This is a genomic window from Mannheimia indoligenes (assembly GCF_036880405.1).
Taxonomy (GTDB): Bacteria; Pseudomonadota; Gammaproteobacteria; order Enterobacterales; family Pasteurellaceae; genus Mannheimia; species Mannheimia indoligenes.
This window is the reverse complement of sequence record NZ_JBAJJM010000010.1, coordinates 53,970-66,835: the sequence shown is the minus strand read 5'-3', so window position 1 is coordinate 66,835 and position 12,866 is coordinate 53,970. Positions and strand designations below refer to the sequence as shown.

Genomic DNA, 12,866 nt, shown 5'->3' with positions numbered 1-12,866 from the left:
AATTATCTAATATCTCTTATTTCACCCGCTCCCCAATCCAATTCACAATATCTTGGGTAATCAGTTTGCCGTTGCTGTCGAGCATTAACATATGCCCGATATTCGGGTACAGTCGTAGGCTTTTATCTACCGAATTGGTTTCATTATAAAAGTCGATGGCATCTTTCGGTACAACGTACAGATCCGCATCGCCACTGACTAACAGCACAGGGGCGACAAATTTATCGTCATTGTCTTTCAGATATTGCACGCCCTCTTTAAAACTGTTCGGGAAAGAGACGGAAAATTTCTCCAACATCAGCGGATCGTTCGGCAGCGACAGCCCTGCCCCCATATCCGGCATCGGTAAATTCAGGGTTTTGTGAGCCGCCTCAAAGCCATTAACAAAGCTCCCTGCCGGCTCGGGGCGTGGCAGATAGCCGAAATTCATCTGGTTATACCGCAACACGCCCGCCGCCAAAATAAAGCCGTCCGCCCCTTGCGGGTATTTTGTGCCGAAAAGTGCGGTGATGTGTCCGCCCATCGAATGGCCCAACACAAACACCGGCGTGTTCGGGTTTTCTTGTTTGGCTTTTTCGACCACGAGGCGTAAATCTTCCACCATTTCAAAATAGCTGTTGATGTGAATGGAATCTCGCCCGTCCGATTTGCCGTGCCCACGGTGGTCAAAGCGATACACGGCAATGTCATTTTGGTTCATCGTTTTGGCAAACTCGCCAAACACACCCGAATGGCTCGCCAACCCGTGCGAAATCACCACCACCGCTTTCGGCTTGGTGTTTGGCATATCCTTTTGTAAATGCAAATTTAAACCGTCAAGGGTTTTGATGGTTTGAATGGCAGGCTGTTCTACCACTGTTTTCGGCAGGGAAGCGGTCTCAGCACTCGCCATCGAGCCAAAAGATAAGGACAACGCTAACGCAAGTGCGGTGGATTTTAGGATCGTTTTCATAAAAGTTTCTCTACTGTTTGATTGGAATGAGCCTATTATAGATTTTTAAAATTCAACAAAGAATAGCGATTTATGGGAAGATGATTTCTGAAAATGGAAGGATAAAAGCAAAAACAAGCGGTGGATTTTGCGTAAAATTTTGCAAAATTGCACCGCACTTTGGCTGTCTGAAAATTTGCAGATTTTTGACGAAAAAACACCGCTTGTATTCTCTACAAGCGGTCATTTTTCGTTAGAAATTCGCCAAAATATGCTGTTCAAATGCCTTTAAATCCTGCTCAATTTGAGGATTTTTGACCACGTCAAAACAGGCGAAGGTCGGCAGTTGTTCCATAGCAAAAAAGCGGAAATTGCAATGCATAGGGAAGAATAGGTCATCCAAATTTTTGCCTTGAAATAAATATTCATCAGGATTATCAAAGGCTTGTTTTGGGGCATTAAAAGTGGCGGAAAGCAGATATTTTTTGCCGTGCATTTTTCCGCCTGTGCCGTAATTGGCGGTTGGGTTTTCCGCACTTCTGCCGTCATACAGGCATAAAATCCCACCCATTCCGGCGGTAAACACATCGTCCATATATTTTTTTGCCGACCACGGCATCATCATCCAGTTAGACGGAAATTGGAAAATCACTGCATCCGCCCACTGCCATTTTTCCAGTTCCTCATTGATGTCGTAGGCGGTGACTCGGCTCTGTTTGACGGTCAAGCCCTTGCGTTGCAAGGCGTGGGTTGCCACGTCAATCAGCGATTGGGTCAGCTCGCCTTTGGAAAAATCGTAAGGTTGGTGTCCGTTGATGATTAAGATGTTTTTCATTTTCTGTTCCTTATTTGAGGGAAATTCCCGTCTATTTTCGAAAAAAGATCACCCACAGGGCAATTCTGGTGATATACGCCACCGCAATCAGAATGGCGAAAAAATCAAAGTAAAACCGCCCCTTCTCCTCGCCGAACTGGAAAAAGGCGAAATTGACTTGGTTGAGCAGATAGGGCAACAAATCTCGTTGTACAAAGGCATAAATGCCATACAGCGTGAGGATTGACCAAAGCATCGGCAACAGGATTTTGGCGGCAATTTTGGCGTGTTTTTCGTCCAAATCTAACCGCAACCCATTCGCCAGCATCGTGCCAATCGCTTGCCAATGTAGCCCCAAATGGATGCCGACCACGATTTGCAACCAGTGGGTTGAAAGCATATGCAATTTACGGACGTTTTCCGCTGTGGAGTGGAAAAAGAAGCCGTCAAAAATATGCTTAGAAAGCAAAATACCGGTGCAACAAGCGGTGAGAAACAGGGCAAAAGTCGCAAAATTCACCCCAATTTTGACCGCTTGTATGCCGTGTGGTTTGCGTTTAAACAGCGTGTTAAACCACCAGAAATTCAGCCCCGTGTGCGAGCCAATCAGGGTCAGAAAAGCCAGCCCCAGCCATTCGTGAATCGGCTCTTCCCACAAATGATAGCCGAAAAGTGCGGTCAAAATCGCGGTTAAAATCAGATCTTGGGCGAGTCGCAAGCGGTGTTTTTTCCCCATTATTTTGCAAAACCGAGTTCAATCAAACGTTCGCTTAAACGCTGTTCGAGTTTGTCGTCCGCTTGGGTTAAATCCCACATATTCTGTTCAAACCCTTCGATCACCGTTGCTTTCGGCTGTAATTTTTGAATGACTTGGGTGGTGCCACTAAATCGACTTGCTCCGTGTCCGGCAACTAAAATCAGCCGTTTGCCACTGAAATCCTGTTCCTCAAAAAATCGTTGCATCGCCATCGGGAGCTTATACCACCAAATCGGGTAGCTAACAAACACGGTATCGTAACCGCTGACATCGATCTGCGTTTTCAGCATAGGCTTGTGGTTTTTACGCTGTTCTTCCTGCCCCTGATCTAGCAAAGTTTTATGATCGGTGCTGTAAGGCTCAACCGTTTCAATCCGCACCAAATCGCCTTGGGTGTGAGCCTGAATCAGTGTGGCAAGATATTCGTTTGAACCCAGCAAGGCGTTATTTTTCAAAATCATGCTCGCCCCCGAGTGAGCATCAATCGTTTCCGCTTTAACCGGATTGTTATCTTTATCCACCGTTTGCGGTTGCGAAAAATAGAGAATTAACGGCTTGTTTTCCGCCATTGCGGGGCTGATAAACAGCAAAGAGAGGCTCAACGCCTTGAATAGTTTGTCCATTTTGATTCGATTTCCTCTGTATCTGACTGAATTATCGACATTATAAAAGCATAGTTTGGTTTGATAAGGTAGCGATTTCTGCATACAATGGTTAGAAAATCTAACCAATTAGAGAGATGAAAGGTTTAACCACCACGATCTCTGCACCTTTACGCCAACACCGTCAAGATCTGCGATAAAGGCAATCTCGCCTTCGGTTTGCTGACGTTTGGATCGTCTTCGGCTCGATAGCCCAGCGTTACAATCACGCTGCTGTGTAAGCCTTTTTCCGCTAAACCAAGTTCTGCGTCTAATACATCAAATTGATAACCGCCGATAGCGGTGCTATCCACCCCTTCCATCGCCGCTGCCCAAAGCAACTGCCCGAGTGCGATATGGGTTTGATTTTCCACCCACATCGGGATTTTGCCTTGTGAGCGGTAAAGTGCCACATAATCACGGCGTGCCGAAGAAAGGCGTTTTCGGTCAGCTTGGCTGTATCGCCCTGCGGCGACTTCACAATCGGTGACTTTTTCTAAATGTTCGGGCGTGACATCATTCACACTGCATAGCACGATGATATGCGAAGCGTTCATCACTTTGGGAATGTTGTAATCGTCCGTGCCAAGCATTGATTTGGCAATGCGGGTTTTGGCTTGTTCGCTTTCGGCAAGCACAAAATGCCACGGCTGAACATTGGTGGAAGAGGGCGTTAAACGTAAAATCTCTATTATCCGCTCAACGGTTTCCGCTGGGATTTTCTTGGCCGGGTCGTAGGCTTTGGTGGTGTAACGTTGCTGGGCAAGGGTTAATGCGTTCATTTTGTTTCCTTGTAATGATGCCGTTTGCACATTCAAACGGCATTTTGGTGTTATTTCACTTGCAAATGTTTATGGAAAAAAGGCACGGCTTTATCGAGGGCTTGATTGATGTGATCGAGATTGTCGTACATCGTCATATGGGTTGCCCCTTTGATCAGCATAAATTCTTTATCTTTGACTGATTTTGCACGCTCAAAAATCAAATCACTTTGCCAGCGAGAACCTGCTGCATCACCTGCAACTACCAAGAGTGGTTGAGTCAGTAGATCTTCAATGCCGGCAATGCGATCCACATACATAAATTTCCCCATACCCGAGAAGAGGAATTTGTTTTGTGCTGTCGGGAAGTAGCCACGCTCGGTTAAATAGTAGTCGTAGGCTTCGGCTAAATCTTGCGGTGTGCCGCAACATTTTGCAAGAAAGTGCGTTTGTTTTCGGCTGAAATTGCTGAGCCGTCCCAGTTACGGTTGGAAACGTGGTAAGCACTGATGGTGGTGAGTGCTTTTACACGTGGGTCACGCAAGGTGGCAGCAGTTGAATAGCCACCACCGGCACAAATGCCAAGCATACCAATTTTGTCGCTATCCACATAAGGCAAGGTGGTTAAATAATCAACGGTAGCGATATAGTCGCCTGTGCGTTTGTCCGGATCTTCCAAATGGCGTGGCAAACCACCGCTTTCGCCTTGGTGTGATGCGTCAAACGCAATGGCGATAAAGCCTTTTTCGGTAAGTAATTTGGCATATAAACCACTGGCTTGCTCTTTTACGCCACCACCGGGGTGACCCACCACAATCACTGGGTATTTTTTGCTTTTATCAAAATGTTCAGGGAAATAGAGATTCGCCACCATCTCAATGCCATTATTGTCGTAACGCACTTTTTCCATATATTTGCCGATGGATTGGCGGTGTGCTTCGGAATAGATTTTGCCTGCTTCAATTTTCACGATTTCCGAACCTTGTGTTGCAGTGGTGGCAAAGGCAGTTTGCGTTAATGCCGCCATTGCAGTTAAAGAAAAAAGAGCGGTTTTAAATAATGATGAGCTTTTCATTTTGGCCTCCTAATGGATGAAATTTACCCTGTTGAGCATTGATGACGAGCATTATAGTGAATAAGTTTAGTTTGATAAGCTGTCGATTTCTGCATACAATGGTTAGAAAATCTAACCAATTAGAGAGATGAAATGTTTAACCACCACGATCTCCGTACCTTTTTACTGGTTGCCGAAACCGAAAATTTTACCAAAGCGGCGGCACAGTTGGGCGTATCTCGTTCGGCAGTCAGCCAAAGTATTAGTAATTTAGAACGGCAACTTGGCACGAGCTTGTTTCATCGTTCCACCCGAAAAGTGGCAACCACCGAAACAGGACAACTGCTTTTTCAGCAAATTTCACCGCTGTTTAACGAGATTTCGCTCAAAATTAGCGAAGTATTAAGCCAAAAAGACCGCTTGCAAGGCACGCTCCGCATTAACGGCACGCCTAATTCGCTATGGCTGGCGTGGGATAAATTTCGGCAATTTCAGGCAGACTATCCCGATGTGGTGTTGGAGCTGATTAGCGAAATTCGCTTTGTGGATATTATTAAAGAGAAGTTTGATGCCGGTATTCGCAGTGGCGATACGTTAAATCAAGATGTGATTGCGGTGAGAATTTCGCAGGAACAGAGAATGTGTTGCGTGGCGACGGCGGACTATTTTCATCGTTACGGCAAGCCGAATACGCCCGATGAATTGAGCCGTCATCAATGTGTGCGAGTTCGCCTACCCACTCACGGTGGGCTATTAAATTGGCAATTTAAATCCCCCCAAACCGGCGAAACGATGACGACATCGGTACAAGGCAAATGGATTTTCAATGATACGCAGATGATGATTCAATCCGCCCTAGATAGCTTGGGCTTGGTCTGGATTGAACGAGCGTTGGTGCAGAAATATCTCGATAACGGCGAGCTAATCAGCGTGTTAGATGAGTGGGCGATGATTTATCCGCCGGATTATCTCTACTTCCCCCATCGGCAAGTTTCACCGGCGTTAAGGGCATTGGTGGATTTTTTGAGGGTTTAACCGCCCGAAATTTTGCCGATTTTTGAGAGAAAAACACCGCTTGCGTTGCCACAAGAAGTGTTTCTATTTTATAACTTCGCCAGCACATTCTCTGCCAAGTCGTGTAATACCTCTTCGGCGGGACGTGTGGTGGGTTTGAGATTGAGGGTAACGTGTGATAAGCCTTGTTCTTGCTGTTCTTGCCAAAACGCTCGCAAACCGTTTGATCCGCCACGCAAATAGATATTGTTGTAGAGCTGGGCTGGGGCGTTTGGGTCGTCCAGCAATTCGACAAAATTGGCATAACCGAACGGTCGCCAAATGCCGTCTTGGTTAAGTGCGGTCAGTTTTTGGATAATTTTAGCCGTATCATTCGGATTCACACCGTGCCAAATCCACGCATCGGGCGTGTTGGCAAGCCACTCCATTTCTTGTCTTGCCCGCCCGATTGCCACCATCGGCAGACGATTTTTGACTTTCGGATAGGTGTCAATCTCACCGGTTAAACTGCCGTAATGTGTGCCTTTGAATAGCGGAAAATCGTGGGTTTGCGGGTTGGTTAGGGTGCGGATTAGCTCAAAACTCTCCCGAAAACGCTCGGCACGGTTGTCAAAATTTTCGTTAAACGCAGGGTATTCGATGGGTCTGTCGCCGGACGATACGCCCAACATAAAACGTCCGCCCGTCAAATGATCCACACTCACCGCAGATTTAGCGATATGGGCTGGCGAACGCAGGGGCGAAACAATGCCAGCCGTGCCAAGGGCGATGTTTTTCGTGCGTGCTGCCAAATAGCCCAGTGCGACAAAGGGATCTAGCCCTTGCCCCACATCGCCAAAATGCGGATCAAAAAACGGCACATCTCGCAGCCACAATGCCGAAAAGCCCAGTTGATCGGCAAGCTCGGCTAAATCACCCAAATCCGAAATATCGGGAAAGGGGCTATCGGCATAGCCTTTAAAGGGGGCGATTAAGCCAAAGGTCAATTTGCCTTGCTGAAAAAGGCGGGAAAATGCATTGTGATGGCTTAAATCCGCCGGATAGTTTAACGCTTCATTCATATTCTCACTCCTAACAAAAGACCGCTTACAAGCGGTCTTTTGTTTAGATTTTTACCACAATTTTACCAATCTGCTGGTTGCTCGCCATATATTCGTGGGCTTTGACCATTTCATCAAAAGCAAAAATTTTGTCAATTTCAGGGCGTAATTGACCGCTTGCCAAGCCATCAAACACAAATTTTTTCGCAATTTCTAATTTTTCAGGCACAGTCGTGATTTCAAACAGCTCATAACCCCGCACGGTTAAATGCTTGCCCAAAATTGGGAACACAGGCACGGCAATGTCATCGTGGCTTAATGCTCCGTAAATGATGTAGCGACCGTCTTGTGCCATTGCGTTGATGATGGTTGCGGCTTCTTTTCCGCCCACAGGGTCAAACACCATATTCACGCCTTTGCCGCCCGTGATTTCAAGAAGTCTAGCGGTAACATCGTCTTCTTTTGTGGCAAGCACAAAATCCGCCCCTTTGCTTAAAAGCACATCGCCTTTGGCGTGGGTGCGAGAAAGGGCGATCACGGTTGCCCCTTGCATTTTGGCGATTTGAATTGCCGCTAAGCCGACCGAGCTGGTCGCAGCCCCCAGTACGACAACATCGCAAGCTTTCACTTTGCCAAACTCAATCAAACCACCGTAAGCGGTAACAAACTGCATCCAGCTTGCGGCGGCTTGTTCCATCGTTAAATTTTCAGGGTGTTTAACCACAGCGTGTTTTGGCATATTGACGACTTCGCCATAAGTGCCGTATTCGGTAAACATAAAGGACGGAATGACGCTGACCTTATCGCCAACAGCCAATTCGCTGACGTTTTCTCCTACGGCAGTGATGATACCTGCCCCTTCATAGCCCATTGTGGCAGGGAATACAGGCTCAATCACATACGCCCCTTCACGATACATCATCTCGGCACGGTTTAAGCCAATGGCGTGGATTTGAATTTGCACTTCGTCCGCTTTTGGGGTGGGGATTTCTACATCAACGATTTGTAACACATCAGGCGAACCTGTTTGGGTAAATTGAATTTGTTTGCTCATTTGTTTTTCCTTAATCACAAGATTTTCAAGATGAAATCAGTGTATCCGATAGTTCATTATGGAAAAACCACACAAATCGCAAAACTGCTTTTGCATAATTTGCATAAATTATTTATTTAGGCTGCCTGAAAATAAAACACCGCTTGTTTTAACAAACGGTGTTTTGTTCAAAAAAATTAGTATTCTAATGGGATATATTCAACAGATACCCAAGAGAAACCTTTGCTTTCTTTGCGTAGGTGTCCTAAGCCTGGGAATGGCAAGTGAGCCCCTGCGATCCACACTTTGCGTTCGGCTAATTGTGGCAAGATTTCTACACGGCTGTGACGAGCTGCATTTGAGTCCACGTCAAATTCTGCCGCCACTTCTGGCTCAGGTAATTGTAGGGCGTGGTTGTGTAATAGATCGCCCCAAACAAATAAACTTTCGCCTTTTGAAGTCACTTCTACGCTAGAATGTCCCGGTGTATGTCCTGTGCTTGGTACAGATTTAAAGTTTGGGATAATTTCATCGCCCAAATTGTAGTATTTCACTTTCCCTGCTGCTGCATAAGGGGCAACGGCATCACGAGTCCATTGTGCATATTTTTGGGTATGCTCTGGCATATCTTTGATTGGGGTGTTTAACCAAAATGCTTTTTCTTGATTAGCGATGTAAACGGTGGCATTTGGGAATTCCATTTTGCCGTTACGGGTAATGCCACTGAAATGGTCAAAGTGTAAGTGGGTTGGAATAATGGTATCCACTTGCTCTGGACGGTAGCCTGCTTTGATCAAGCTGTCGGTTAATTTACCTACTTTATCATCAAACACATCGCCTGAACCTGCATCAAGCAACACTAAATTTTTGCCTGTGTTGATTAAGTAACCAGTTACCGCAGTTTGCACACCGCCATCGGGAGCATTGGGCGGAATTGACCTGAAATTAAATCGTCTAACTCTTGTTTAGTCAGTTTGGTAAATTCTTGGTAAACAGGTGCTCCGATAGAGAGATAGCCATCATAAAGTGCGGTAACTTCATAATCGCCAATCATCATACGGTAGTAACCGTCCACTTGGGTACGTTTTTGTGCCACGATATTTTCTTTTGGTTGATGAACAGCGTGAGAATGGGAATGAGCCATTACCGCAGAAGTTGCAAAGACACCTGAGAGTAATAACGCTAAACTGATTTTTGATAATTTTTTCATAAAATACACTCGATAGTTAATTGTGAATCAAATTGATGATGAAACTGCATCATCTCGGAATGAGCGTATTTTAAATAAAACAATGATTTGCTAAAATCACACCAATCGCAAAGCACTTTTACCAAATCAGCACAAATGAACGCAAAAAACACCACCATTCACGCCTTTGAAATTTTCCTTGCGGTAGCACGTGAAAAGAATTTTTCCGAAGTGGCTCGCCAATACGATGTGGCAAGTTCAGTCATTTCTCGCCAAATCAAACAGTTAGAAGACGATTTTGGGCAGACGCTGTTTTACCGCAGCACCCGTGCGATGAGTTTAACGCAGGCTGGTGAAACTTTTGCCACTCACGCCCACGCCATTGTTAGCCAATTTTATGCCTTGAGCGATGAGCTGGATAGCTGCAACCAAGAGCCATCAGGGATTATTCGGATCAATGCCCCTGTTGCATTCGGCAAAAAACACGTTATCCCTTATTTGGCGGAATTTGCCAAACGCTATCCAAAGTTAATCATCAACTTGACCCAAACCGATCAATTTGTTGATCCTTACAGCGAAACGGCGGACATTATTTTCCGTGTGGCGGCGTTGAACGACAGCAATTTAAAGCTCAAAGTGATCGCCAAACAGCGTTTTTTACTGCTGGCATCGCCCGACTATTTAGCCGAATTTGGCACACCGCAACACATTGCCGATTTAGCAAACCATCGTGGCTTGATTTATCGTGGGCAGTTGGGTTTATTGCGTTGGCGAGAAAAGGCAAGCCAGCAGGTAATTAAGGTACAAGAGAGTTTTGTGAGCAACAACGGCAACAGCCTGATTGAAATGGCAGTTGCTGGAAACGGCATTGTGATGATGCCCGACTGGGCGGTGTGTGATGAAATCCGCTCTGGCAAACTTGTGCCGATTTTGCCCGATACCCCCATTGCCAGCGACAACCAAGAGATCTATGTCGCCATTCTCACCCCACCTAGTGCCTACCGCCCGATCAACGTACAAGCCGTAATGGATTTTTTTGTGGAGAAGTGGGAAGAGGGGAAGGCTTGGCAGGTTTAGTTTTCTGACAGGCTGAAAAATTCTTGAAAAACGAAATACAAATTGATTAAATTAAGCCTAATATTATCAAAATTGAAAATCCAAAATGAACCTCAATACGTTTCCTCTATTTACCAGTATTGTCCAAACAGGATCTCTATCCAAAACTTCAGAAAAACTTGGTGTACCCATAGCTACCATTAGCCGTCAAATTGCCGAGCTTGAAAGATCACTAGGCGTACAACTCTTTGACCGTCAAAAAACAGGTGTAAAGCCCACAATGGCAGGGCAACAGCTCTACGAGCAAATTGCCCAAAGCGTAGATAATCTGATCCAAATCACGCAAAACTTTACTACCGATGATAGCCAAATTGGTGGAAAACTTCGTATTTCTACCGCTATGGGAATGGAGGAAATTTGGGCGTGGATAGATGAATTTTGTGAGCTATATCCAAAGGTGAGTGTGCATTTGGAAGTAACCGACCGCATTTTGGATTTGGTAGAAGACGGCATAGATTTTGCTTTTCGGGTAGGGGAGCTTCATACCGATACCGTCATCGCCAAAAAAGTAATGACAAACCGTGTCAAATGGCTGGCTCATCCCAAACTTTTGGACAAATTTGGCACGCCAAACATTTTGGCGGATTTAGCAAATTTCCCGCTTGTGGGCTGGGCGAGAGCAGACCAGAAATTTTTACGCATTCCAAACGGTAAAAAATTGCTGGAATTACCTTACACCTTTGCCAGTAATGATGTATATGCCATTGAAAATGCGATAAAAAATGGACGTGGCATAGGAATGCTTTCACTCACAACGGCAAATCGCTTGATTGATGAATGTGGCTTAGTAGAGGTCTTATCTGATTTACCCAAAACGGACTTTGCCGTGCATTTACTTTACGTGAAACATCGCCATCAGTCAGCTCTAATGAGGGCATTTTTGGATTTTGTTAATACTAAATTAAGTTAGGAAAAAATAAGGTGGGTAAGCCCACCTTATTTTCATTATTATTTATTGCAAAATAATATAGAAATTTGCCCCATCACGCACAATATTTAGAGCAACCACAGATGGTTTAGCATCTAAAATTTTTCGTAAATCCGCAATATTTTCAACAGAGTGGCGGTTTACACCAATGATGATATCGCCTTTTTTCAAGCTACGCATTTCGGCGATTGAGCCTTTTTCTACGCTTGAAACTTCAACACCTTTAATGCCTTTTGAGCTGTAGTTATTAAACTCCGCTCCTTTTAATGAAGGAATGATATTTTCTGCGGTGGTTTTGGCTTCTGAGTCTGATTGTAGCGTAACTTTTGCTTTTGCTTCTTTGCCATCACGCAAGTAAGTTAATTCAATTTCTTTACCTACACCAGAAGTAGCAACTTTTGCTCTTAATTCACTGAAGCTACGGATTTTTTGACCGTTAATTTCAGTAATCACATCACCTGCTTTAAAGCCTGCTTTAGCTGCGGCTGAATCCGGTAATACTTCGCTCACAAATGCACCTTGTTGGGTAGCAATATTAAATTCTTTCGCAAGATCTGCATTGAGCTCACCGCCTTTAATACCTAACATTCCACGTTTTACTTCGCCAAATTCAATAATTTGACTTACCAAGCTGTTTGCCATATTACTTGGGATTGCAAAAGCAATACCAGCATTGCCGCCACTAGGAGAGATAATAGCAGTATTGATACCGATTAATTCTCCTTTTAAGTTAATTAACGGACCACCTGAGTTACCTTGATTGACTGCGGCATCAGTTTGGATATAGTTTTCATAACCTTCATCTGATTTGCCTGTTGAGCGACCCAGTGCAGAAACAATGCCTGATGTTACCGTTTGCCCTAAGCCAAACGGATTACCGATTGCGACTGTAAAATCGCCCACTTGTAATTTGTCGGAATCAGCAAATTTAATTTCGGTTAAGTTTTTCGGATTTTCAATTTGGATTAATGCTACGTCTGAAAGTGGATCACTTCCGACTAATTTCGCATTAAATTCACGTCCATCTTCCAGCTTTACTGTCATTTTATCTGCATTATCAATAACGTGATTATTTGTGATGATATAGCCTTTTTCTGCATTAATGATAACGCCTGAACCTACACCACGAAAGTTACGAGGTGCTGATTGACGATCACCAAAGAAATCCGCATTTGGACCGAAGAAAAATTCAAATTCGGGTGGGATATCACGAGTACGGCGAGAATCGCCTTTTGTTTTGCCTTCAACTGCAATGCTTACTACAGCAGGGCGAACTTTTTCTAACATCGGTGCTAAGCTAGGCACTGCCTGACCATCCACTTGAGTGGGTAATGTAGCTTGTGCCACCATTGGCATTGCTGCGATACTTGAGCCTAAAACTAATGCGGTTAAAAATGATTTTTTGAGTGTTTTATTCATATTGTGTATGTTCCTCATATCCTATGTTTTTTATAATTTACGAGTGAAATCGCTCGTGTTTACTAAGACAAGCCCTTTTTTTGTCAGTTCATCAATTTGCAAAATTTTTCTAAAATCAGACCGCTTGCGAACTAAAGTTTTGTCAGATTATTAAAAGTTTTTTGACTTT

General features: G+C 44.6%; 15 protein-coding genes. 3 read left to right on the top strand and 12 right to left on the bottom strand.

The genetic code is table 11. The features are described from left to right. Window positions 1-16: 16 nt before the first annotated feature. The 7 genes from V6W77_RS07805 to V6W77_RS07775 form a co-directional block, all read right to left on the bottom strand. Window positions 17-952, bottom strand: a complete 936-nt coding sequence (locus V6W77_RS07805) for an alpha/beta hydrolase (protein ID WP_334254302.1) — start codon at window positions 950-952, stop codon at window positions 17-19. A 232-nt stretch (window positions 953-1,184) separates the two neighbouring features. Further along, entirely contained in the window at window positions 1,185-1,766 is a 582-nt protein-coding gene (locus tag V6W77_RS07800; RefSeq protein WP_334254301.1) for an NAD(P)H-dependent oxidoreductase, read from the bottom strand. A 31-nt stretch (window positions 1,767-1,797) separates the two neighbouring features. Continuing rightward, window positions 1,798-2,481 (bottom strand): DUF4405 domain-containing protein, encoded by a 684-nt coding sequence (locus tag V6W77_RS07795; protein WP_334254300.1) that lies wholly within the window; start codon window positions 2,479-2,481, stop codon window positions 1,798-1,800. Further along, a complete protein-coding gene (locus V6W77_RS07790) occupies window positions 2,481-3,209 on the bottom strand; it encodes a flavodoxin (protein WP_334254299.1) in 729 nt (242 codons plus the stop codon). The genes V6W77_RS07795 and V6W77_RS07790 overlap by 1 nt, the downstream gene beginning before the upstream one ends. A gap of 65 nt (window positions 3,210-3,274) precedes the next feature. Continuing rightward, window positions 3,275-3,925: an oxygen-insensitive NAD(P)H nitroreductase gene (nfsB, locus tag V6W77_RS07785; protein WP_334254298.1), complete on the bottom strand. Its 651-nt coding sequence runs from the start codon at window positions 3,923-3,925 to the stop codon at window positions 3,275-3,277. A gap of 50 nt (window positions 3,926-3,975) precedes the next feature. Continuing rightward, window positions 3,976-4,224, bottom strand: coding sequence for an alpha/beta hydrolase (locus V6W77_RS07780; RefSeq protein WP_334254297.1), 249 nt, complete (start codon window positions 4,222-4,224; stop codon window positions 3,976-3,978). Window positions 4,225-4,310: 86 nt separating this feature from the next. After that, entirely contained in the window at window positions 4,311-4,979 is a 669-nt protein-coding gene (locus V6W77_RS07775; protein ID WP_334254296.1) for an alpha/beta hydrolase, read from the bottom strand. A gap of 132 nt (window positions 4,980-5,111) precedes the next feature. Between V6W77_RS07775 and V6W77_RS07770 the strand changes: the two genes are divergently transcribed. Next, window positions 5,112-5,993, top strand: a complete 882-nt coding sequence (locus V6W77_RS07770; RefSeq protein ID WP_334254295.1) for a LysR family transcriptional regulator — start codon at window positions 5,112-5,114, stop codon at window positions 5,991-5,993. Between the two features lie 68 nt (window positions 5,994-6,061). Here V6W77_RS07770 and V6W77_RS07765 read toward each other — a convergent pair whose 3' ends face one another. From V6W77_RS07765 to V6W77_RS07750, 4 genes are all read right to left on the bottom strand, one after another. After that, window positions 6,062-7,033 (bottom strand): TIGR03571 family LLM class oxidoreductase, encoded by a 972-nt coding sequence (locus tag V6W77_RS07765; protein ID WP_334254294.1) that lies wholly within the window; start codon window positions 7,031-7,033, stop codon window positions 6,062-6,064. Window positions 7,034-7,076: 43 nt separating this feature from the next. Further along, the gene (locus V6W77_RS07760) at window positions 7,077-8,066 is read right to left on the bottom strand and encodes a zinc-dependent alcohol dehydrogenase family protein (protein ID WP_334254293.1); all 990 of its coding nucleotides are present in this window, start codon (window positions 8,064-8,066) and stop codon (window positions 7,077-7,079) included. 176 nt (window positions 8,067-8,242) lie between these two features. Then, a complete protein-coding gene (locus V6W77_RS07755) occupies window positions 8,243-8,953 on the bottom strand; it encodes an MBL fold metallo-hydrolase (RefSeq protein WP_334254292.1) in 711 nt (236 codons plus the stop codon). Next, window positions 8,938-9,255 carry a hypothetical protein gene (locus V6W77_RS07750; RefSeq protein WP_334254291.1) on the bottom strand — a complete coding sequence of 106 codons (318 nt, stop codon included), beginning with the start codon at window positions 9,253-9,255 and terminating at the stop codon, window positions 8,938-8,940. The genes V6W77_RS07755 and V6W77_RS07750 overlap by 16 nt, the downstream gene beginning before the upstream one ends. A gap of 135 nt (window positions 9,256-9,390) precedes the next feature. On the opposite strand from V6W77_RS07750, the gene V6W77_RS07745 reads away from it, so the two are divergent. Further along, window positions 9,391-10,311 carry a LysR family transcriptional regulator gene (locus V6W77_RS07745; protein ID WP_334254290.1) on the top strand — a complete coding sequence of 307 codons (921 nt, stop codon included), beginning with the start codon at window positions 9,391-9,393 and terminating at the stop codon, window positions 10,309-10,311. A gap of 85 nt (window positions 10,312-10,396) precedes the next feature. Beyond that, window positions 10,397-11,260, top strand: a complete 864-nt coding sequence (locus tag V6W77_RS07740) for a LysR family transcriptional regulator (RefSeq protein WP_334254289.1) — start codon at window positions 10,397-10,399, stop codon at window positions 11,258-11,260. 42 nt (window positions 11,261-11,302) lie between these two features. Here V6W77_RS07740 and V6W77_RS07735 read toward each other — a convergent pair whose 3' ends face one another. Beyond that, window positions 11,303-12,697, bottom strand: coding sequence for a Do family serine endopeptidase (locus V6W77_RS07735; RefSeq protein WP_334254288.1), 1,395 nt, complete (start codon window positions 12,695-12,697; stop codon window positions 11,303-11,305). Between the last annotated feature and the right edge of the window lie 169 nt (window positions 12,698-12,866).